Origin of the sequence: Comamonas sp., assembly GCF_009360615.1 — a bacterium.
Taxonomy (GTDB): domain Bacteria; phylum Pseudomonadota; class Gammaproteobacteria; order Burkholderiales; family Burkholderiaceae_C; genus Comamonas.
Window position 1 is genome coordinate 1 of record NZ_SPEY01000078.1, and the last position, 20,797, is coordinate 20,797.

Consider the following 20,797-nt stretch of genomic DNA (forward strand, 5'->3'; position numbering starts at 1 on the left):
TCGGCTGGCGCTTCGTCAACAAGTTGATGAAAGCCCAGTTCGGCGTGGACTCCATGCCCGAGACTGCCGAAAACGTGGCCGACGACTTCAGGATCGAGCGCGAAGCCCAGGACCGCATGGCCCTGGCCAGCCAGGAAAAGGCGGCGGCCGCGATTGCCGCCGGCCATCTGGCACGCGAGATCGTGCCCGTCTCCATCGCCCAGAAGAAGGGCGACCCCATCGTCGTGAGCCAGGACGAGCACCCCCGCGCCACCACCATCGAGGCACTGGCCAGGCTCAAGGGCGTGGTACGCCCCGATGGCACGGTCACGGCCGGCAACGCCAGCGGCGTCAACGACGGTGCCTGCGCCCTGCTGCTGGCCAACGAGGAAGCGGCCAGCCAGTATGGCCTGGTGCCGCGCGCCCGCGTGGTCGGCATGGCCGTGGCCGGCGTCGCGCCGCGCATCATGGGCTTCGGCCCCGCTCCCGCCGTGCGCAAGGTGCTGGCCCAGACCGGCCTGACCCTTGACCAGATGGATGTCATCGAGCTCAACGAAGCCTTTGCCGCACAAGGCCTGGCCGTGCTGCGCGACCTGGGCATCGCCGATGACGACCGCCGCGTCAACCAGTGGGGCGGTGCCATCGCCCTGGGCCACCCTCTGGGCGCATCGGGCGCCCGCCTGGCCACCACGGCCGTGAACCAGCTCCATACCCTGGGCGGCCGCTACGCACTGTGCACCATGTGCATCGGCGTGGGCCAGGGCATTGCCGTGGTGCTCGAGCGCGTCTGATCCCGACTGCGGCAGGCACCGGCCAAGTCCGGCCTGCTGCAGCACCCTTGCCTCTCACATCAAAACAACGACCGCCGGAGTGCAGCTCTTTTCGGAGCTGCGCCACCGCGGCAGCCCGCGCCCCGGCCACTGGCCGGCGGTGTCTTGCCTTTTTCCGGAGACCTAGATGTCCAATTCCCTTTCCCTGTCTCGCCGCCGCAGCCTGCAGACCCTGGCAGCAACTGCCCTGTTCGCTCTGGGCACTGCTCCCGCCATGGCCCAGACGCCCTATCCGAGCAAGCCCATCACCCTGATCGTGCCCTTCTCGGCCGGCGGCACGACCGACATCCTGGCGCGCGTGGTGGGTCAGGCCCTGAGCACCGAACTGGGCCAGAGCATCATCATCGACAACCGTCCCGGCGCGGGCGGCAATATCGGCGGTCAGGCCGCAGCACGCGCAGCCGGTGACGGCTACACCCTGTTCATGGGCACGGTGGGCACGCATGCCATCAACGAAGCCCTGTACAAGAAGATGCCCTTCGATCCGGTCAAGGACTTCGCCCCTCTGACCCGGGTTGCCAATGTGCCCAATCTGCTGGTCGCCCACCCCAGCCAGCCCTTCAAGACGGTCAAGGAAATGATGGCCTATGCCAAGGCCAATCCCGGCAAGCTGAACTTCGGCTCCTCGGGCTCGGGCAGCTCCATCCATCTGTCTGGCGAGCTGTTCAAGTCCATGACCCGTCTGGACATGGTGCATGTGCCCTACAAGGGCAGCGCGCCGGCCATCACCGATCTGCTGGGCAACCAGATCGCCATCATGTTCGACAACATGCCCTCCGCCATCCAGCATGTGCGCTCGGGCAAGCTGCGCCCCATCGCCGTGACCACGGCCAAGCGCTCGCCCGAGCTGCCCGATGTGCCCACGGTGGCCGAAGCCGGCGTGCCCGGCTATGAGGCCACCTCCTGGTTCGGTCTGTTCGCGCCTGCCAGGACACCGGCCGACATCCAGCAAAAGCTGCATGCTGCCATTGCCAAGGTGCTCAAGGATCCCGCCGTGATCAAGAAGATCAACGACCAGGGCGGTGAAGTCGTGATCGATACCCAGGAAGGCTTTGCCAAGTTCATCGACGCCGAAGCCAGGAAGTGGGGCAAGGTGGTCAAGGACTCCGGCGCCAGCGTCTGAGACCAAACACCCCCTGAGCCGCTGTGCGGCTCCCCCCGTGGCACGGCACCCTCTCCTGCGGGAGGGGTACGCCGCCCTCCCTGCAGGGCGGCGCGGCCGGCAAGGCCCTTGCCCGATGCCCCCCGACCTAGGCCATGCCACCGCGGGGCACTTCTTTTCACGCCTTTTCACGAGCCTGTATGACTACCCGCCTGCTCTCCACCGCCACCGGCGATTTCCGCATCGATCAGCGAGGCCCTGCCGACGCCCCCGTGCTCGTGCTGTCCAACTCCCTGGGCACCACGCTGGAAATGTGGGATGCCCAGGCCGACGCCCTGAGCCGCGACTTCCGCGTGCTGCGCTACGACACGCGCGGCCATGGGGCCAGCGTCTGCTCCAGCGGCCCCTACCACTTCGACCAGCTGGGCCGCGATGTGCTGGCCATCCTCGACGCGCTGCAGGTGCAGCAGGCGCACTTCTGCGGCATCTCCATGGGTGGCCTGACCGGCCTGTGGCTGGGTGTCCATGCCGGCCAGCGCCTGCGCAGCCTCACCGTGGCCAACAGCGCCGCCAGGATCGGCGTGGAGTCTGCCTGGCTGGAGCGCGCCGCCCAGGTGCGCGCGAGCGGCGCCGCCGGCATGCAGGCCCTGGCCGAATCGTCGCCCGGCCGCTGGTTCACGCCCGGCTTTGCGGCTGCCCAGCCCGCCGTGGTGCAGCGCGCCCAGGGCTGGATCGCCGGCATCGCGCCCGAAGGCTATGCCAGCTGCTGCGAAGCACTGGCGCGTGAAGACCTGCGCGCGGCGATTGCCGCCATCGCCACGCCCACGCTGCTGCTGGCCGGCGCCCACGACCCCGTGACCACGGTGGCCGATGCGCAGGCCATGCAGGCCGCCATCGCCGGCTCGCAGCTGGTCGAGCTGCAGGCCTCGCATCTGTCCAATCTGGAGGTGCCCGAGGCCTTCGAACAGGCCCTGGCCGGCTTTGCACGCCAGCACTGACCGACGCCGCGACGACCGGCTGCCCGTCTGCGGCAGCGGCCGCCACGGCCTGTGATACGGAGATTGTCATGCCCTCTAACCCCCGCCGCTGGAAGCGGCGCCCCGAAGGCTCGACCTGGGGCGATTTCGGCGACGACGACCAGCTTGGCCGCCTGAACCTGCTGACCCCCGAGAAAGTCCGCCAGGGCGCAGCCGAGGTACAGACCGGCCAGCGCTTTGCGCTGAGCCTGCCGCTGGACTACCCGGGCGGCAGCGCCCTCAACCCCAACCGCAAGCCCCCGGTGCTGCGCCCGCTGCAGCGCAAGGGCCGCGTCAACTTCAACTGCCTGCTGCAGGAGCTGGAGCCGGGCCGCACCGACGTGCTCTCGGACGACATGGTCATCCTGTCGCTGCAGTACTCCACGCAGTGGGACGGCCTGGCCCATGTGGGCGCCCTGTTCGATGCCGATGGCGACGGCCTGCCCGAGCCGCTGTACTACAACGGCTTTGCCGCGGGTATCGACATCGTGGGCCCGGCCGAGCTGAGCGGCACCGGCATTCCGGCGCGCCTGGACGACAGCGCCAGTACCAGCTGCGCCAAGGCCCTGGGCATTGAAGGCATGGCCCGCAACGGCGTGCAGGGACGCGGGGTGATGGTGGATCTGCGTGCCCACTTCGGTGACGCGCGCACCGTGATCGGCTACGAGCAGCTGATGCAGGTCATCGCCGCCGACGGGGTGCAGATCGAGCCCGGCGACATGCTGTGCCTGCACACCGGTTTTGCCCAGCGCGTGCTGGACATGCACAAAACCCCCGACCCCGAGGTGCTGGAACACGCGTGCGCCGTGCTCGATGGGCGCGATGCGCGCCTGCTGCAGTGGATCACCGACAGCCGGATCGCCGTCATCGCCACCGACAACTACGCGGTCGAGGCCTTCCCGGCGCGCCCCGGCGCCGCCTGCTGCGCGGCCCTGCCCCTGCACGAGCACTGCCTGTTCAAGCTGGGGGTGCACCTGGGCGAGTTGTGGCACCTGACGCCGCTGGCGCACTGGCTGCGCGAGCACGGCCGTCACCGCTTCCTGCTCACGGCGCCGCCGCTGAACCTGCCGGGCGCCATCGCCTCGCCGGTCACGCCCGTCGCCACGGTCTGAGCCCAACACCGGAGCCTTTATGCCCTTCATCATCGAAACCTTCGACAAGCCCGGCCACCAGGCCGTGCGCCAGGCCCATCGGCCCGCACACCTGGACTTCCTGGACGCACACAAACACCTGCTGCTGGCCTGCGGCGCGAAGCTGGCCGACGACGGCAGCGACCTCGGCGGCGGGCTCTACGTGGTGGAACTGGACACGCGCGAAGCGGCCCGCTCCTTCATAGAGTCCGACCCCTTCTTCAGCGCCGGCCTGTTCGAGCGCGTATCCATCACCCGCTGGCGCAAAGCCTATGTGGCCGGCGCCAGCCACCTGCCTGCGGCGGCCTAGCTCCCGTCCGGCAGCCCAGCCCTTACCCCGCATTCCGTCCGAAAGTATTGCCATGTCTTCCCAGAACGCTTCCCTTCCCGTCCGTCCCCGCGTGCTGATCACCGGCGGCGGTGCCGGTATCGGCGCTGCCGCAGCCGAGCGCTGCCGCGCCGACGGCTACGAGCCCGTCATCATCGACCGCGTGGTCGATCATGTTCCGGGCGGCATCCAGGCCGACCTCAGCAATGCCGAGGACACGGCCCGCGCGCTGCGCCTGGCCCTGGAAGGCGGCCCCATCACGCGCCTCGTCAACAACGTGGGCGTGGTCGTGCCCAATGACGCCGCATCCCAGACCCTGGCCGAGTTCGACCTGGCCGTCTCGCTGAACCTGCGCTGCGCCTTCCAGTGCATGCAGGCCCTGCTGCCCGGCATGAAGGAGGCGGGCTTCGGGCGCATCGTCAACATGTCCTCGCGCGCCGCGCTGGGCAAGGACCTGCGCACCGCCTACGCTGCCACCAAGGCCGGCCTGATCGGCATGACGCGCGTCTGGGCGCTGGAGCTGGGACAGTGGGGCATCACGGCCAACGCCATCGGCCCCGGCCCCATCCGCACCGAGCTGTTCGACAAGGCCAACCCGCCCGATGCACCGCGCACGCAGAAGATCATCCAGTCCGTGCCCGTCAAGCGCGTGGGCACGCCCGAGGACGTGGCCCATGCCGTGTCCTACATGCTCGACGAGCGCAGCGGCTTTGTGACCGGACAGGTGCTCTATGTCTGCGGCGGCATGACCGTCGGCGTGGCGTCCGTATGAACGCCTCCTGAGCCGCGCTGCGGCTTGCCCGTATGCACGGTGCCCTCTCTCGCTACGCGGTAGGGGGACGACGCGCATGCTGCGGGACGGTCCTGGCTCGGCGTCTCTGACGCCAGCCCTGCCAGTCACTTCCTCAAAGCCACGTTCCAGCCCTGCGCCCCCGTGGCGCAGGTGCCTTCTTCTCCCCACAAACCATTCCAACCCCGGAGACCGGCACCCATGTCGAAAATCACCGCCTTCTTCACCGAGCTGATGCGCAAGTATCTGCCCGATCCCTTTGTCTTCGCCATCCTGCTGACCCTGCTGACCATGGTCCTGGCCTTTGCCGTGGAGAGCCGGCCCCTGCCCCTGGTGGTGGAGGACTGGGGCAAGGGCTTCTGGAGCCTGCTGGCCTTCACCACGCAGATGGCCGTGATCCTGGTCATGGGCTATGTGCTGGCGGCCGCGCCCCTGGTCAACCGCTTCCTGGACCGCATCGCCAGCCGCGTGCACACGCCGCGCCAGGCCATCATCGTGGCCACCATCGTGGGCTGCGTGGGCAGCTACCTGAACTGGGGCTTCGGCTTGGTGATCGGCGGCATCATGGCGCGCAAGCTGGCGCTCAAGGTCAAAGGCGTTCACTATCCGCTGATCATCGCCTCGGCCTATACCGGCTTCACCATGTACAGCCTGGGCTTCTCGGCCACGATTCCGGTGCTGATCTCGACCAAGGGTCACACCTTCGAGAGCAGCATGGGCCTGATCCCGCTGACACAGACCATCTTCTCCGCACCCATGCTGCTGACCAGTCTGGCCGTGCTCATCGCCCTGCCGCTTCTGAATGCCGCCATGCATCCCAAGGCCGGCGAGAAGATCGTGGAGCTGGACCCCGCCGTGGCCGCCGACGAAGGCAAGGGCGGCGCAGGCCACGATCTGCTGGGCGACCAGAAGACCCTGGCCTACCGCCTGAACAACAGCCGCGTGCTCAATCTGCTGATCGGCCTGTGCGGCATGGCGTATGTGGTGCTGCACTTCGTCAAGGGCGGCAACCTCGACCTGAACATGATCAACTTCTTCATCCTGTTCCTGGGCGTGCTGCTGCTCAGGACGCCCATGCTCTATGTGGAAAAGGTCAATGAGGGCGTCAAGACCATCGGCGGCATCATCCTGCAGTTCCCCTTCTACGCAGGCATCATGGCCATCATGCATGGCTCGGGTCTGGTGGAGTCCATCGCCCACATCTTCGTGAGCATCGCCAGCGAGCACACGCTGCCGCTGTGGGGGCTGGTCAGCTCCTTCGTGATCAACTTCTTCGCGCCCTCGGGCGGAGGCCACTGGGTGCTGCAGGGTCCGTTCATGATCGATGCGGCCAAGACCCTGGGGGCCTCGCAGGCCCAGACCGCCATGTCGGTCATGCTGGGCAATGGCTGGAACGACCTGGTCCAGCCCTTCTGGATCCTGCCGGCCCTGGCGCTGTCCAAGCTCAAGCTCAAGGACATCATGGGCTATACCGTAGTTTCCATGATGCTGGTCGGCGTGATCTACGCCACCACCATGCTGATCTGGCCGCATCTGTAACCGGGTACCGGCGTACCTTTTCCGATTTTCCGTTCACATCCTCACTTAGGAGAACCCCATGCTGTACATGGTCGAAATGATTGTCCAGATCCCCCACTCGATGGACCCTGCCCTGGTCGCGCAGATCAAGCAGGACGAGAAGGAGTACTCGCAAAAGCTGCAGCGCGAAGGCAAGTGGCGTCACATCTGGCGCGTGGTGGGCGAATACGCCAACGTCAGCATCTTCGATGTCCAGAGCAATGACGAGCTGCACGGCCTGCTCAGCGGCCTGCCGCTGTTCCCTTATATGCAGATCAAGGTCAAGCCCCTGGCCAACCACCCCTCCTCCATCGTGCAGGAGTAAGCACGACAGCGGCGGGCAAGCGCCCGCCCGCAACAAAGCCCATGCAGCTGCTGGCCGCATGGGCTTTTTTTGATAGCTATCAACGTCTATTCGAAAAAGGATTTCAATGTGTTTTGCACCTTGAATCTTTATCAGTAAATCGAGAGAAGCTCCTATAAAGAGAGCATTCATGCCTTCGTTGCTGCCTGCCCCGGGCCGCGTCTTTGCAAATCTTCAGGTGTAGCGCTTGGCGCGCAGATTGTTCTTCATCTGCTCCAGCGCAGGCTGCAGCGCAGGCCCGATGCGCAGGGCCACGCAGGTCGCCAGCACGTCGATGATGAGCAGGTGCAGCAGCCGCGAGACCATGGGACTGTAGCGGTCGTAGCCTTCGGGGTGATCGGCCGCCAGATGCACCTGGCAAGCCGAGGCCAGAGGGGAGCCGCTGGCCGTGATGGCGATCGTCGTGGCTCCGTTCTTGCGGGCAATATCCGCCGCATCCATGAGATCCCGCGTGCGGCCCGAGTTCGAGATGATGACCACGCAATCGCCCGGCCCCAGCAAGGTGGCACTCATGACCTGCATGTGACCATCGCTGGTGGCCAGGCTGGTCACACCGAGGCGGAAAAACTTGTGCTGGGCGTCCAGCGCCACGATGCCCGAGTTGCCGGCGCCGTAAAACTCGATGCGCTTGCCGGTCTGCCAGGTCGCGGCAATCGCCTGTGCCGCCTGCTCTATGGCGGTGGTGCTGGCCGCATTGCGGTACTGCAGAAAAGCGGCCACGGCGTTGTCCACGACCTTGACCATGACGTCGCTGGTCTTGTCATCGCTGTCCACACTGCGATGGATGAACGGCACGCCTTCGCTGACGCTGCCCGCGAGCTTGAGCTTGAAATCCGCCAGACCGTCATAGCCCATGCTGCGGCAAAAGCGCACCACCGTGGGTTTGCTCACATGCGCCCGCACGGCCAGTTCGCGCACCGGCAGATGTGCGAAGGCCCGCGGATCGGCCAGTACCAGGCGTGCAACACGCTGCTCTGCAGGCGCCAGGGACGGAAGGGAGGCGGTAATGCGATCAAGCATATTGGCGCGGATGAGGTGGAGGCAATAAATGCGTGCAGAAAATGGCGAGCATAAGACCGAAGCGCCTGCCCACCTGCAAAATGGCCGCAAAACTTGAATATTTCCGCAAACAAAATGAGCGGGCGAGCATATTCGACAGGGTTTGTTGTGCATCCGCAAGTCCGTGCGTCCGCCAGCTCGTTCTCAATCGGGGCTTCACGCTCTACACTTGCCGGCTAGTTTGAAATACAGCAAAGGATGGACATGAATCAGTTGGAGGCGCTCAAGCAATTCACCACCGTGGTCGCGGACACGGGTGATTTTCATCAACTGGCGCAGTTTCAGCCACAAGATGCCACCACCAATCCATCCCTGATTCTCAAAGCGGTTCAAAAGCCCGAATATGCACCGCTGATGCGCGCCACCGTGGCGCAATTCAAGGACAGAGGGCTGGACGAACTCATGGACCGAACGCTGGTGCGCTTCGGCTGCGAGATTCTGAACACCATCCCCGGTCGTGTTTCCACCGAGGTCGATGCCCGCCTGTCTTTCGACACCGTGGCGACGGTGACACGTGCCGAGCGACTGATCGAGCTGTATCAGGCGGCCGGCATCCACACCGACCGCGTACTCATCAAGATCGCCGCCACCTGGGAGGGGATCGAAGCGGCCCGCATTCTCGAGCAGCGCGGCATCCGCACCAATCTGACGCTGCTGTTTTCCTTCTGTCAGGCCGTTGCCTGCGGCCAGGCCCGGGTCCAGCTGATATCGCCCTTCGTGGGCCGCATCTACGACTGGTACAAAAAGCAAGCCGGCGCGCAGTGGAACGAGAGTGCCATGGCCGGCGCCAATGACCCTGGCGTGCGCTCGGTACACAAAATCTACGACTACTACAAGCACTTCGATGTTGCCACCGAGGTCATGGGTGCAAGCTTTCGTAATACCGGGCAGATTCTGGCTCTGGCGGGCTGCGATCTGCTTACCATTGCACCTGAGCTGCTGGCCCAGCTCCAAGCACAGCCGAACGACGCCATGCCTTTGACTCGCTCCCTGGACCCGGACATGGCCAAGGCCCAGCCGCAGGACCGCGTTCTGTACGACCAGGCATCGTTTCGCTTTGCACTGAACGAAGATGCCATGGCCACGGAAAAGCTGGCCGAAGGCATTCGCGCTTTCACCGCAGACACCCTGAAGCTGGAAGCATTGATGCAGCAAGCGGCTGCAGATTGACGAGAATTTCCTTTGACGCCTCTTTGTCACGAGCTGCCTGCCTGGCAGGCTTTGCAAACCCATTACCGGTCGCAGATCCAGCATCTGGATTTGCGCCAGGCTTTTGCGCAAGACCCACAACGTCTTGATGCCATGAGCCTGCAGGCGCCACATGTCTTCGCAGACCTGTCGAAGAACCTCTGGTCTTGCGAGACAGAAGCCCTGCTGGGGCAGCTGGCAGCCCAGAGCCATCTCGCCGACAAACGCGACGCCATGCTGGCCGGCGCGGCCATCAACACCAGCGAGCAGCGCAGCGCAATGCACTGGCTGCTGCGCGCTCCTGCGGATGGCGGACAGCTCGCCCAGTCCCCTGTGCTCCGCTCCTGGCCACAGGAGATGCATTCGGCGCTGCGTGAAGTGCACGACACGCTGGATCAAATGCTCGCGCTGGCCGATCAGATCAGGGATAGCAAGCAGATCACCGATATCGTCAATATCGGCATCGGCGGCTCGCACCTGGGCCCGGAAGTCGTGGTCAACGCTCTTGAGGACTGGATCGACCAGGACAAGAACTTTCACTTTGTCTCGAATGTGGACGGCCACGAGCTGGGACATGTGCTGCGCCGGGTCAAACCGGACAGCACGCTGTTCCTGATTGCCTCCAAGTCCTTCTCCACCGCCGAGACGATGCTCAATGCTCGCTCGGCCAGGCAGTGGTTTCTCGATCACGGAGGCAGCGCGGATCCGCAGGCCCCATGCTCGATCGACCGGCACTTCGTGGCCCTCACCACCCATACAGAGGCAGCGGCCGCGTTCGGCATACAGCGCACACTGGGATTCTGGGATTGGGTGGGTGGACGCTTTTCGCTCTGGTCCGCCATCGGACTGCCCATTGCCATCGCCATCGGCTCGGCTCAGTTCAGGGCGCTTCTGGGCGGTGCACATGCCATGGATGCCCACTTTTTCACGGCCCCCATGGAAGGCAATCTCCCGGTACGCCTGGGTCTGCTGGACGTCTGGTATCGCAATTTCTGCCAGTTTTCCAGCCGCTGCATTGCCCCTTACAGCCATGGCCTGCGGCGCCTGACCGCCTATCTGCAGCAGCTGGAGATGGAAAGCAACGGCAAAAGTATCAGCAAGAATGGCGTGCCGCTCTCAATCCCCACCGCACCGGTGATCTGGGGCGAGCCCGGCACCAACGGTCAGCATGCTTTTTTCCAGATGCTGCACCAGGGGCGCGATGTCATACCGGTCGAATTCATTGCCCTGCGTGACGGAGGCAAGTATCTGGGCGAACACCATCAAAGCCTGGTCGTCAACGCGATTGCCCAGGCCCAGGCGCTGATGGTGGGACGCTCGGGCGAAGGCGTGCAAAAGGACTGCCCCGGCAATCGCCCCAGCAGCTTCCTGATGCTTGAAAGACTGGACCCCGCCTCTCTGGGCGCCCTGATTGCGCTGTATGAGCATCGGATTTTTGTCTCCGGCGCCATCTGGGACATCAACAGCTTCGACCAGTGGGGTGTGGAGCTGGGCAAAAAGCTGGCCATGCAGCTGCACGCCCGTCAGAACCTCAATGACTGGGCAGGCGTCGACGCATCAACCCACGAGCTGATGAAGCGCCTGATGCTCGGCCACTGAGCGTCGCAGGCAGCAGTCCCTGGGCGCCTGTTCATGCGCCCATGCCGCAGCCTTGGCCCGCTCAGACCGCGCTGGCTGGCGGCAAATGAGGATAGCGCACGCCGGCCAGGCCTTCCAGGCCAAATTCATTCAGCAGCTGGCGCAGACGCTGGGCGGCACTGCGCTTTTTCTGCCCGGTATAGCGCGCCACAATCAATTCGTTTTTCATGCTGTGCTCCCAGCCCACCAGTTCGGTGACCGTGACCTGGTAGCCGCAAGCCTCCAGGTACAGACAGCGCAGCACATTGGTGATCTGGCTTCCCATCTCCCGGGTATGAATCGGGTGGCGCCACAACTCGGCCAGGGCAGTGCGCGCCAGACTCAAGGCCTTGGTCTGGCGCAGACACGAGGCGACCTCGGCCTGGCAGCAAGGTACCAGAACCATGGCCCTGGCCTGCTTTTCCAGCCCGAAGGCGATCGCATCATCGGTCGCCGTGTCACAGGCGTGCAAGGCCGTGACCACATCGAACTGCGCGGGCATGAAATCGGCTCGCGTGGATTCGGCCACCGACATGTTGAGAAACTCCATGCGTTCGAAGCCCAGTTCACACGCCAGCTTCTGCGATGCCTCGACCAGCGGTGCACGGGTCTCGATGCCGTAGATCCGCCCCTGATCCAATGCCTTGAAATACAAATCGTAAAGAATGAAGCCCAGATAGGACTTGCCCGCCCCATGATCGGCCAGCGTCACCGCCTGTCCATTCAGGGACAGCTCTTTCAGCAAAGGCTCGATGAACTGATAGAGGTGATAGACCTGCTTGAGCTTGCGCCGCGAGTCCTGGTTGAGCTTGCCCTCGCGCGTCAGAATATGCAGAGCCTTGAGCAGCTCTATGCTCTGGCCGGGCTTGAGCCCCAGTTGCTCGGCAATATCCGGCGCCGCTGCCTTGGCAGGCTTTGTCAGGCCCTGCCTTTTCTCGATCTTGCCCATTACTTCTGTGCCTTCGTCTCGCCATGGCCGGTCACCGGGCAGCGCGCCCCGACATCCAGATCCAGCCAGCCTTCGATGCCGATCCTTTCCAGCGTTTCCATGTTGCGCTCATATATCGTCTCGGCTTCCGGAAACACTTCCACCGCCTTGTCGATGCTATCTTCGCGCAGCAAATGCAGGATCGGGTAGGGAGAACGGTTGGTGCAGTTGGTGACGTCATCCACATCCGTGCCCTCGAACTGGAACTGGGGATGAAACGAGGCCACCTGCAAGATGCCGCCCAGATCCAGCTCCTCGACCATGGCATCGGCCACTTCGAGAAAGTCGTTGAAGTCCAGAAAATCCTGCAGGGCATGGGGCAGTATCAGCAGCGTCGTGTCGCGCTTTTCGGCACTGGCTTCGGCCAGGGCCTCGAGCTCGCGATGCAGGGCATCCGCCACGCCCTGTGCATCGCTCGCATCGCTGACGGCATAGTGGATCTGGGCCTTGACATGCACCCCTTTGGCGAAGGGGCAAAGATTGAGACCGATGACGGCCTTTTCCAGCCAGCGCACGGTATCCGCAATCACAAGCTCTGGCGGAAAGGCCGGATCGGCGATGGTAGAAGTTTCGGTCATGACAAGGCCCTCCAAAATGCAAACGGGGGCCATCGCCCCCAAAGAATGCGCACTGGGCGGGAAATATTCCGGCTCTAGATACACAGGATCGCTATTTTAACGATCCGCACCTGGGCATGCTCGCCGACGACAGCAAGACCGTTGGAGAGACTGACTCAGGCCTCTGCCAGCAGTCTCAACCCGGTGATGCGCTCGTGCTCGTGCGCCGCATAGCGATCCGTCATGCCCGCCACGAAATCGGCCACCACGCGCGCACGCGCGTGCAGTGTGTCGGCAAGATGGGCGCGCTGCACAAAGCGCGGCTTCATGCGCTCGGGCTCCTGCATATAGGCGGCAAAAAGCTCCTTCACCATCTGCTGGGCATGGTTCATGGTCTGGATGACCTGCGGATGCCGATAGAGCTGGCTGAACAGAAACTGCTTGAGCGCCAGGGACTGCGCCTTCATCTCCGGACTGAAGCCTATCAGCGCCTTACCCTGCTGGCGCACCTGGTGCACCGAGCACACCCCCGCCTTCTCCAGGTTGGCAGACGAGTGACGGATCACGTCATAGACCTGATCGCTGAGCATGCGGCGAATGCTCTCATAGAGCAGTTTGCGCTGGGCTTGCGGCACCGCCAGATCGGGCCACTCCGCCAGCGTGGCTGCATGGTAGCGCGCAAACAAAGGCACGGCATCTCGCAGCTGGGCCATGGTGATCAGCCCGGATCGAACGCCATCGTCCACATCATGGGCGTTATAGGCAATCGCGTCCGCCAGATTGCAAAGCTGGGCCTCCAGCGAAGGCTGAGTGCCCTCCAGAAATCGCAGGGCTACGCCGCCTGGCTCACGCGCATTCAGCAACAGCGCATTGCTGCGCGAGCAGTGCTTGAGAATGCCCTCTCGCGTCTCAAAGGTCAGGTTCAGCCCATCGAAAGCAGGATAGCGCTCCTCCAGACGGTCGACCACACGCAGACTTTGCAGATTGTGCTCAAAGCCGCCATGCGGCTGCATGCACTCGTTGAGCGCATCCTGTCCTGCATGTCCAAACGGGGTATGCCCCAGGTCATGCGCCAGGCAGATGGCCTCCACCAGGTCTTCATCCAGGCGCAAGGAGCGCGCGATGGAGCGCCCCAGCTGGGCCACTTCCAGGGAATGCGTGAGCCGGGTGCGAAACAGATCGCCCTCATGGTTGACAAAGACCTGGGTCTTGTAAACCAGTCGCCTGAACGCCGAGGAATGAACAATGCGGTCCCGGTCGCGCTGAAAGTCGCTGCGCGTGGGGGCCTGGGGTTCGGCAAAGCGACGCCCGCGGCTTTGCCACGGAAGGCAGGCGTAGGAAGCCAGAGCGGTCATGCAAATCGCCTCAACAACTCGATGCGATGACTCTAACAGCTATGGGCTCGCTTCCCCCCGGGGGGCTCACATGGCACCATCCGTCAAGCGCAGCATTGGTCGATCACTTCACGCACCAGCGTGTCGGGTGCCGACCTCGTCACTGCCTTGCCGGGGCCATCGATCAGCACAAAGCGGATTTCGCCGGCTTCGGATTTCTTGTCGACCCGCATCAGCTCCAGATATCGGCCAGCATTGTCCAGGGCATCGATGACTGCTCCGCGCACCGGCAAGCCCGCTCGCTCGATCAGCTTGCGCAGACGCGAGACAAAGCTCGCATCCACCAGGCCAAGACGCTGGGACAGCTGCGCTGCCATCACCATGCCGGCCGCCACCCCCTCTCCATGCAACCAGTTGCCGTAGCCCATGCCGGCCTCGATCGCATGGCCAAAGGTGTGACCGAAATTGAGAATCGCGCGCAGACCGGACTCTTTCTCGTCCTGGGCGACCACCCAGGCCTTGATCTCCACGCTGCGCTTGACGGCATGGGCGAGCAGACCGCGATCACGGCGCAGCAGGCCTTCCATGTTCTGCTCGAGCCAGTCAAAGAACTGCATATCGGCAATCGGGCCGTACTTGATGATTTCACCCAGGCCCGCGCTCAGTTCGCGCTCTGGCAGGGTATCCAGCGTCGCCAGATCGCACAGCACCAGTTGCGGCTGGTAGAAGGCGCCGATCATGTTCTTGCCCAGCGGGTGGTTGATGGCCGTCTTGCCGCCCACCGAGGAGTCGACCTGGGACAGCAGCGTGGTGGGCACCTGCACAAAGGGCACTCCGCGCATATAGCTGGCGGCCGCAAAGCCCGTCATATCCCCCACCACGCCACCGCCCAGTGCAAACAGCACCGTCTTGCGGTCGCAGCCGTGCTGCAGCAGGGCATCAAAAATCAGGTTCAGCGTCTGCCAGTCTTTATGGGCCTCGCCATCGGGCAGCACCACCGCATGGACCTGGGCATACTGGCGACTCAACGCCTGCTTGAGCGCCGGCAGGTAGAGCGGAGCCACGACCTCATTTGTCACAATCAGCGCCGCTGCCGCCTTGGGCAAGGCCTGCCAGGTGGAGTTCAGGCCCAGCGAGCCCTCTGCAATCACGATGGGATAGCTGCGCTCATCCAGATCAATATGCACGGTTTCCACGTTCGTACTCTTTCAAAAGATATAGCAGGCAGTGCATGTCCAGTAATGATCAGCCAGCTTTTCATCAGATTCAGGAATGATGGCCCAGTTCGACCTGCATGGCCACTCGCTGGGCCACCTGCGCTGCCGACAGACCGCTGCCCGCCACCACGAAGTCCGCAACCTCCTTGTAGAGCGGATCCCTGAGGGCGTGCAAATCCTGCAAACGCTGCAGAGGATTGTCCACCTGAAGCAGGGGGCGCTGCGTGTCTCGCTGCAGACGTTTGGCGATTTCATGCGGCGACGCACTCAGATACACCACCTGGGCATGCGCTGCCAGCGCTGTCCGGTTTTCAGCCTTCAGCACGGCACCGCCCCCTGTGGCAACCACTGTTTTCTCGGCGCGCGCAAGCAGCACCGCCAGTACCTGCTGCTCCACCTCCCGGAACCTGGGCTCGCCTTCCTTGGCAAAGAACTCGCGAATCGTGCAGCCGACATGCTCTTCAATGGCCGTATCCACATCCACAAAAGACATGGACCAGCGCTTGGCCAAATAGCGTCCGATGGTGGATTTGCCGCAGCCGGGCAAACCCACAAGGGCAATATGAAATTTCTTTTGAACAGTCATCGCGTTACCGTCATCCGCCAATCCGGCCAGCCCGTGATTCTCGCAGCCCGCAGATATTACAAACAAAAAGGCCCGCATCCATGCATGCGGGCCCGATGGTAAAACTGAAAACAGCTATCTGCCGGTGCTGCGCACCTGGTTCAACATCTTGGGCGTGATGAAAACCAGCATTTCGCGCTTGGTGGATGCCTTGCTCGTATTGCGGAACAAATGCCCCAGAACCGGGAGATCGCCAAACAGCGGCACCTTGTTGAGCTGGTTGGTCTCCTCCATCTCAAAGATGCCGCCGATCACGACCGTGCCCCCGTTTTCGACCAGCACCTGGGTCTTGATGTGCTTGGTATCGATGGCAACCCCCTGGGTCGTGGTCTCGCCACGGCTGTCCTTGTTCACGTCCAGATCCAGAATGATGTCGCCCTCCGGCGTGATCTGCGGAATCACCTCCAGCTTCAGCACCGCCTTCTTGAACGCAATCGTCGTCGCACCATTCGGCGCTGTCACGGAATACGGGTATTCCGTGCCTTGCTCGATCAAGGCCTTGTTCTGGTCTGCCGTCACCAGGCGGGGATTGGAGATGATCTTGCCGTCACCTTCGGCCTCCAGCGCGGACAACTCCAGGGACAGGAAACGCGTCATGGAGCTATTGAAGACGGAGAATGCGACCTGACCCACGGTATTCACGCCAGCAACGCTGGCCGGCAAGTTGACGAAATTGCCGCTCGGGAACTTGGAGTTCGCTCCGTCAGGCAAAAACTGAGACGAAGTCATGGAGGCATTGCTGCCAACCGCCCCGCCGCCGAACTTCACCCCCAGGGAGCGCCCGAAGGTATCGCGCGCCTCGACGATGCGGGCCTCGATCATGACCTGGCGCACCGGCACATCCAGTGTGGCCAGCAAAGCCTTCACCTCCTCGAGCTTGGTCGGCGTATCCGTCACGAACAGCTGGTTGGTACGGGGCTCGGAAATGGCAGAGCCGCGCGACGACAGAAAGCGCGTGCTGGCACCGGTACCGGCACCACCCCCACCCGTCGATGTGGTGATCTGCTGGAGAATATCCGCCGCCTTCGCGTAGTTGAGCTGGAAGCCCTGCGTACGCAAAGGCTCCAGCTTCTGAATCTCCATGGCTGCTTCGTAGTCGCGCTTGGTGCGCGCATCGATCTCGTCCTTGGGAGCAATCCAGAGCACGGACCCGGACTTGCGCATGCCCAGCCCCTTGGCATCCATGATGATCTGCAGCGCCTGGTCCCAGGGCACATCCTTGAGGCGCAGCGTCAGCGCACCTGACACCGTATCCGAGGTGACGATGTTGAAGTTGGTGAAATCCGCAATGACCTGCAGCAGGGAGCGCACTTCGATGTTCTGGAAATTGAGCGAGAGCTTCTCGCCGCTATAGCCCGGGCCCTGGGTCAGCTTGCTGGTGTCGATCTTTTTCTGGCGCACTTCCACCACGAACTGATTGTCGCTCTGGTAGGCGCTGTGCTCCCAGTCCCCCACGGGGTCGATGCGCATGCGCACACGATCGCCTTGCTGCGTGGTCGAGATCGTTTGCACCGGTGTGCCGAAATCTCCCACATCCAGCTTCCTGCGCAAGTTCTCGGGCAGGGCTGTGCGCAGAAAGTCCACCGTCAGGCCCTTGCCCTCCTGGCGGAGATCCACGCCGACCTGACTGCTGCCCAGGCTGACCACGATCCGGCCGGAGCCATCGCTGCCGCGGCGAAAGTCGATGGCGCGAATCGGCGCAGTATCGGAGGGTGCCGTCTTGCTCTCGAATACCGGTGCCATCGCTGCCGCTGCAGCCGTGGCGGATGCTGCGGCACCGGCAGGATCGAGCAGGATGAGCAGAGCTTTGCCCTCACGCTGCAGCCGGTAGGTCGTGGCCGTCTTCAGGTTCAGCACCAGGCGCGATCGGCCCGATGCCTCCACCAGATTCGCCGAACGCAGATTGCCCTGGTTGAACTCGACCAGGGACTTGCCAGAGCCATTGCTCACGCCCGGAAAATCCAGCGCGATGCGCGCAGGAGACTGCACGACAAACCCGCTCGGGTCGGCTGCCAGCGGCTCGGACATCTCGACACGGACCACTTCGGAGCCTGACTGCAAGGCGCCTGTTACCGACTCGATCCGCACCTGGGCCCAAGCCGCCGAAGAAAGCAAAAGGCCGCTCAGGGCCAGACCCCAACGGGCCCTCGCCATGGTGCTACGGTTCAAACCCATCATTTGCCAACCTCCTGCAACTCCAAAGTGCTTGTTCTTTCAATCCAGTCACCACCGCCATCCTGGACAATTTCTCTCAGCTGGATGGAGTTTTCCGTTATCCGGGTGATCTTTCCGTAGTTCTGCCCCAGGTAGTTGCCGACACGTACCTGATAGAGCAGCCCCCCGACCTTGACCAAAGCCGTCGGCACGTTCTTCTTGTCCAGGCTGCCCACCATGGTCATGGTGTCCAGCGGCTCCGCCTCCAGCGGTTCCTTGCGGCGATTCAGCTCCGGCGTCAGCAATGCCGTACTGGTATTGGATTGCGCCGATTCCTTGCGCAAAACCTGAATCAGCTTGAGCGGGTTGAAGGGTTCCATGCCTTCAGCCCCCGTATATGCCTGAGGCTTGAACGGCTTGGGCTCCTCCAGAGGTGCCACGCGAGGCCTGGCATTGGCGCGCTCCTGTGCCATCCACTCGCGCAACTGATCCTCTTCGGAGGAGGTGCAGCCCGCCAGCAAAGCACTGCTTGCCAAAAGCAGGCAGAAGGGGCTCCAGAAGGACTTGCTCATTTCTTCCCCTTGGCTGCACCACGCTGCGCCTTGACTTCGTCCGCATCCAGATATCGGAAGGTACGCGCCGTGGCATCCATGGACAGCACCTCCGTATCCTTGCTGCCGGGAGCGATGGACAGATTGTTCAAGGTCACGATCCGCGACAGGAAAGCGATATCCGAGGCAAACGCACCGATGTCGTGGTAGCGACCCGTCACTTTCAGCGCGATCGGCAGCTCGGCATAGTATTCCTTGGTCACCATGGCACCGGGACGGAAGACTTCAAACTGCAGGCTGCGCCCCAGACCGGCCTGGTTGATATCGGAAAGCAACGCCGCCATTTCCGCCTTGCTGGGCAACTGCTTCTCCAGCTGCGTCACATACTGCTGCACCTGCTCGCGCTGCTTCTTCAAGCCATCAAGGCTCACTGCCTTGACCATCTTCCTGGAATAGTCCTCGCGCAAGGTCACCTCGGTGGCGCGCTCGGCTTCGAGCTCTGCCTCGTAGTCTTTGAGCATGACGAACCACAGCAGGGCGGCGACGGCGATCGCCACGGCGGCATACAGCAGGCCCTTGGGCAGCGCCGGCCACACCGAAGGGTCATTGGGATCCAGATTGCGGAACTGGCGCTGAATTTTGTCTTGCAGCGCAGCGAAATCGATATCCGGAGATTTCTTTGTTTTGGCCATTACTGCGCCTTCACGGTGGGACCTGCGGCTTGCAGACTCTTCTCTGCATCACTGGCCCGGGTCAGATTGAAGCGCATGGTGAACGCCGCCGCACGGCGCTTGTCCTTGGCGGTCACATCCACGGTCTTGGCCACGATTTCCATCAGCTCCGGCTTGGAGAACCAGGGCGTGCCATCGGTCAGATTGCGCAGCATCTCGGAGATGCGCTCATTCGACTGTGCGGTGCCCTGCATGGTCACCGACAGGCCTTCCTGCTTGATGCTGCTGATGTAGACACCTTCCGGCAGTAGCCTGACCAGCTCGTTGAGCAGGTAAACCGGCAGGTTGCGGTCGGACTGCAGATCCTCCACGGCCTTCTGGCGTGCGCGCAGGGCAGTGATTTCGGACTCGAGTCCTTCGATTTCCTTGATCTGAGTCTCCAGGATCCTGATTTCGGAGCGCAGCAGATTGTTCTTGTTCTGCTGACCCTCGATCATCATCTGGAAGTACCAGTAGATCAGCGCGGCGATCAGCAGCCCCATCAGCGCGGCCAGCACCATATTGACCTGAAACGCCTCTTTGCGGCGCTTCTTGGCTGCCTCGCGGTGCGGTAGTAGGTTGATCGATATCACTCTTGAAACCTCCGCATGGCCAGACCGCAGGAGGTCAGATAGGACGGCGCCTCACGCGCCATCTTTTTCAGGCGCACACCGCTGCCAATTTCCATGCCCTCGAAGGGATTGGCGAGGCTGCAGGCACAGCCCGTCTGCTGGCTGACGGCATCCACCAGCCCCGGCAGGGACGAGGACCCGCCGGCCAGCAAAATATGATCGACGCGGTTGTAGGGGGTACTCGTGAAGAAGAACTGCAGCGCACGCGCCACCTCCTGGGTCAGGCTTTGCACAAAGGGCTTGAGCACCCCCCCCGCATAATCGTCGGGCAATTCACCGCTGCGCTTCTTGACTTCGGCCTCCTCCGCAGAGAAACCGTACTGGCGTGCGATCAGCTGGGTCAGCTGTGCGCCGCCAAAAGCCTGATCCCGCTCATACAGCACCTCGTCATTGCGAAGCACCTGCATGCTGGTGGTCATGGCCCCCACCTCGAACAGTGCGACAACGGCGTCACGTCCGGCATTGGGCAGCCGCGACACCAGACGCGTGGCCGCCATCCGGGCGGCATAGGGCTCGATATCGATGACGATGGGCTTGAGCCCCGCCGCCTCGGCCAGGCCCTGGCGGTCCTGCACTTTTTCCTTGCGCGAGGCCGCGATCAGCACATCCACATCGCCAGGCGATACCAGAGACGGGCCCACCACGCAGAAATCCAGGCTCACCTCGTCGAGCGAGAAGGGAATGTACTGATTGGCTTCGGACTCGACCTGAACTTCCATTTCCAGCTCGGTCAAACCGGATGGCAATGTGATCTTCTTGGTGATCACGGCTGCGGCAGGCAGCGCCATGGCGACCTGCTTGGTACGCGTCCCGCTTTTCTTGACCAGGCGGCGCACCGCCTCCGCCACCTCGTCAAATTTTTCAATATTGCCGTCGGTGATCCAGCCTTTTTCAAGCGGCTCGATCGCACAACGCTCCAGTTGCCACTCGCCGGATTTGCTTTTGGCCAGCTCGACCAGCTTCACGCTGGAGGAGCTGACGTCAATGCCAAGCAAAGGTGCAGGCTGACGGCTGAATAAAGAACTCAGAGCAATCAACATGCCCCCCCAGGTTTGTAAGAATGGAAACA

The 20,797-nt window shown here is 63.0% G+C and carries 21 protein-coding genes; 10 read left to right on the top strand and 11 right to left on the bottom strand.

Translation table 11 applies throughout. The features are described from left to right. From E2583_RS18995 to catC, 8 genes are all read left to right on the top strand, one after another. Positions 1-770: acetyl-CoA C-acyltransferase (locus E2583_RS18995; protein WP_291597767.1), on the top strand; the 770-nt coding region annotated here is incomplete at its 5' end. Between the two features lie 166 nt (positions 771-936). Further along, on the top strand, positions 937-1,932 hold the full coding sequence (locus tag E2583_RS19000) for a tripartite tricarboxylate transporter substrate binding protein (protein ID WP_291597769.1): 996 nt from the start codon (positions 937-939) through the stop codon (positions 1,930-1,932). A gap of 179 nt (positions 1,933-2,111) precedes the next feature. Further along, on the top strand, positions 2,112-2,909 hold the full coding sequence (gene pcaD / locus E2583_RS19005) for a 3-oxoadipate enol-lactonase (protein WP_291597771.1): 798 nt from the start codon (positions 2,112-2,114) through the stop codon (positions 2,907-2,909). Positions 2,910-2,977: 68 nt separating this feature from the next. Then, positions 2,978-4,039, top strand: a complete 1,062-nt coding sequence (locus E2583_RS19010) for a cyclase family protein (RefSeq protein ID WP_291597772.1) — start codon at positions 2,978-2,980, stop codon at positions 4,037-4,039. A gap of 19 nt (positions 4,040-4,058) precedes the next feature. Then, positions 4,059-4,367 carry a YciI family protein gene (locus E2583_RS19015; RefSeq protein WP_291597773.1) on the top strand — a complete coding sequence of 103 codons (309 nt, stop codon included), beginning with the start codon at positions 4,059-4,061 and terminating at the stop codon, positions 4,365-4,367. 52 nt (positions 4,368-4,419) lie between these two features. Continuing rightward, positions 4,420-5,157: an SDR family oxidoreductase gene (locus E2583_RS19020; protein WP_211457765.1), complete on the top strand. Its 738-nt coding sequence runs from the start codon at positions 4,420-4,422 to the stop codon at positions 5,155-5,157. A gap of 219 nt (positions 5,158-5,376) precedes the next feature. Then, a complete protein-coding gene (locus E2583_RS19025) occupies positions 5,377-6,714 on the top strand; it encodes a TIGR00366 family protein (RefSeq protein ID WP_291597774.1) in 1,338 nt (445 codons plus the stop codon). Between the two features lie 58 nt (positions 6,715-6,772). Beyond that, positions 6,773-7,057 (top strand): muconolactone Delta-isomerase, encoded by a 285-nt coding sequence (catC, locus tag E2583_RS19030; protein WP_291597775.1) that lies wholly within the window; start codon positions 6,773-6,775, stop codon positions 7,055-7,057. Positions 7,058-7,270: 213 nt separating this feature from the next. Here catC and E2583_RS19035 read toward each other — a convergent pair whose 3' ends face one another. Further along, positions 7,271-8,116: an SIS domain-containing protein gene (locus tag E2583_RS19035; protein WP_291597776.1), complete on the bottom strand. Its 846-nt coding sequence runs from the start codon at positions 8,114-8,116 to the stop codon at positions 7,271-7,273. Between the two features lie 243 nt (positions 8,117-8,359). On the opposite strand from E2583_RS19035, the gene tal reads away from it, so the two are divergent. Together tal and pgi are read left to right on the top strand one after the other, a co-directional pair. Beyond that, positions 8,360-9,325: a transaldolase gene (gene tal / locus E2583_RS19040; protein ID WP_291597777.1), complete on the top strand. Its 966-nt coding sequence runs from the start codon at positions 8,360-8,362 to the stop codon at positions 9,323-9,325. Between the two features lie 12 nt (positions 9,326-9,337). Then, positions 9,338-10,942: a glucose-6-phosphate isomerase gene (gene pgi, locus E2583_RS19045; RefSeq protein ID WP_291597778.1), complete on the top strand. Its 1,605-nt coding sequence runs from the start codon at positions 9,338-9,340 to the stop codon at positions 10,940-10,942. A 61-nt stretch (positions 10,943-11,003) separates the two neighbouring features. Here pgi and E2583_RS19050 read toward each other — a convergent pair whose 3' ends face one another. From E2583_RS19050 to E2583_RS19095, 10 genes are all read right to left on the bottom strand, one after another. Further along, on the bottom strand, positions 11,004-11,909 hold the full coding sequence (locus E2583_RS19050) for an SAM-dependent methyltransferase (protein ID WP_291597779.1): 906 nt from the start codon (positions 11,907-11,909) through the stop codon (positions 11,004-11,006). Then, positions 11,909-12,526, bottom strand: coding sequence for a DUF1415 domain-containing protein (locus tag E2583_RS19055; protein WP_291597780.1), 618 nt, complete (start codon positions 12,524-12,526; stop codon positions 11,909-11,911). Before E2583_RS19055 ends, E2583_RS19050 begins: the two co-directional genes overlap by 1 nt. Positions 12,527-12,681: 155 nt before the next feature. Continuing rightward, the gene (locus E2583_RS19060) at positions 12,682-13,860 is read right to left on the bottom strand and encodes a deoxyguanosinetriphosphate triphosphohydrolase (RefSeq protein WP_291597781.1); all 1,179 of its coding nucleotides are present in this window, start codon (positions 13,858-13,860) and stop codon (positions 12,682-12,684) included. Positions 13,861-13,943: 83 nt separating this feature from the next. Further along, positions 13,944-15,035, bottom strand: a complete 1,092-nt coding sequence (aroB, locus tag E2583_RS19065) for a 3-dehydroquinate synthase (protein WP_291597782.1) — start codon at positions 15,033-15,035, stop codon at positions 13,944-13,946. 70 nt (positions 15,036-15,105) lie between these two features. Beyond that, on the bottom strand, positions 15,106-15,642 hold the full coding sequence (locus E2583_RS19070) for a shikimate kinase (RefSeq protein WP_291597783.1): 537 nt from the start codon (positions 15,640-15,642) through the stop codon (positions 15,106-15,108). A gap of 114 nt (positions 15,643-15,756) precedes the next feature. Further along, positions 15,757-17,859 (bottom strand): type IV pilus secretin PilQ, encoded by a 2,103-nt coding sequence (gene pilQ, locus E2583_RS19075; protein ID WP_291597784.1) that lies wholly within the window; start codon positions 17,857-17,859, stop codon positions 15,757-15,759. After that, the gene (locus E2583_RS19080; protein ID WP_291597785.1) at positions 17,856-18,407 is read right to left on the bottom strand and encodes a pilus assembly protein PilP; all 552 of its coding nucleotides are present in this window, start codon (positions 18,405-18,407) and stop codon (positions 17,856-17,858) included. The genes pilQ and E2583_RS19080 overlap by 4 nt, the downstream gene beginning before the upstream one ends. Continuing rightward, positions 18,404-19,078 (bottom strand): type 4a pilus biogenesis protein PilO, encoded by a 675-nt coding sequence (locus E2583_RS19085; RefSeq protein ID WP_291597786.1) that lies wholly within the window; start codon positions 19,076-19,078, stop codon positions 18,404-18,406. Before E2583_RS19085 ends, E2583_RS19080 begins: the two co-directional genes overlap by 4 nt. After that, positions 19,078-19,689 carry a PilN domain-containing protein gene (locus E2583_RS19090; protein WP_291597787.1) on the bottom strand — a complete coding sequence of 204 codons (612 nt, stop codon included), beginning with the start codon at positions 19,687-19,689 and terminating at the stop codon, positions 19,078-19,080. Before E2583_RS19090 ends, E2583_RS19085 begins: the two co-directional genes overlap by 1 nt. Then, on the bottom strand, positions 19,686-20,765 hold the full coding sequence (locus E2583_RS19095; protein ID WP_291597795.1) for a pilus assembly protein PilM: 1,080 nt from the start codon (positions 20,763-20,765) through the stop codon (positions 19,686-19,688). The genes E2583_RS19090 and E2583_RS19095 overlap by 4 nt, the downstream gene beginning before the upstream one ends. Positions 20,766-20,797: the final 32 nt, after the last annotated feature.

Excerpts from the sequence above, each read along its gene's own strand:
- E2583_RS19000 (WP_291597769.1), top strand. The coding sequence starts at position 937 with ATGTCCAATTCCCTTTCCCTGTCTCGCCGCCGCAGCCTGCAGACCCTG.
- pcaD (WP_291597771.1), top strand. The coding sequence starts at position 2,112 with ATGACTACCCGCCTGCTCTCCACCGCCACCGGCGATTTCCGCATCGAT.
- E2583_RS19010 (WP_291597772.1), top strand. The coding sequence starts at position 2,978 with ATGCCCTCTAACCCCCGCCGCTGGAAGCGGCGCCCCGAAGGCTCGACC.
- E2583_RS19015 (WP_291597773.1), top strand. The coding sequence starts at position 4,059 with ATGCCCTTCATCATCGAAACCTTCGACAAGCCCGGCCACCAGGCCGTG.
- E2583_RS19020 (WP_211457765.1), top strand. The coding sequence starts at position 4,420 with ATGTCTTCCCAGAACGCTTCCCTTCCCGTCCGTCCCCGCGTGCTGATC.
- E2583_RS19025 (WP_291597774.1), top strand. The coding sequence starts at position 5,377 with ATGTCGAAAATCACCGCCTTCTTCACCGAGCTGATGCGCAAGTATCTG.
- catC (WP_291597775.1), top strand. The coding sequence starts at position 6,773 with ATGCTGTACATGGTCGAAATGATTGTCCAGATCCCCCACTCGATGGAC.
- E2583_RS19035 (WP_291597776.1), bottom strand. The coding sequence starts at position 8,116 with ATGCTTGATCGCATTACCGCCTCCCTTCCGTCCCTGGCGCCTGCAGAG.
- tal (WP_291597777.1), top strand. The coding sequence starts at position 8,360 with ATGAATCAGTTGGAGGCGCTCAAGCAATTCACCACCGTGGTCGCGGAC.
- E2583_RS19050 (WP_291597779.1), bottom strand. The coding sequence starts at position 11,909 with ATGGGCAAGATCGAGAAAAGGCAGGGCCTGACAAAGCCTGCCAAGGCA.
- E2583_RS19055 (WP_291597780.1), bottom strand. The coding sequence starts at position 12,526 with ATGACCGAAACTTCTACCATCGCCGATCCGGCCTTTCCGCCAGAGCTT.
- E2583_RS19060 (WP_291597781.1), bottom strand. The coding sequence starts at position 13,860 with ATGACCGCTCTGGCTTCCTACGCCTGCCTTCCGTGGCAAAGCCGCGGG.
- E2583_RS19070 (WP_291597783.1), bottom strand. The coding sequence starts at position 15,642 with ATGACTGTTCAAAAGAAATTTCATATTGCCCTTGTGGGTTTGCCCGGC.
- pilQ (WP_291597784.1), bottom strand. The coding sequence starts at position 17,859 with ATGATGGGTTTGAACCGTAGCACCATGGCGAGGGCCCGTTGGGGTCTG.
- E2583_RS19080 (WP_291597785.1), bottom strand. The coding sequence starts at position 18,407 with ATGAGCAAGTCCTTCTGGAGCCCCTTCTGCCTGCTTTTGGCAAGCAGT.
- E2583_RS19085 (WP_291597786.1), bottom strand. The coding sequence starts at position 19,078 with ATGGCCAAAACAAAGAAATCTCCGGATATCGATTTCGCTGCGCTGCAA.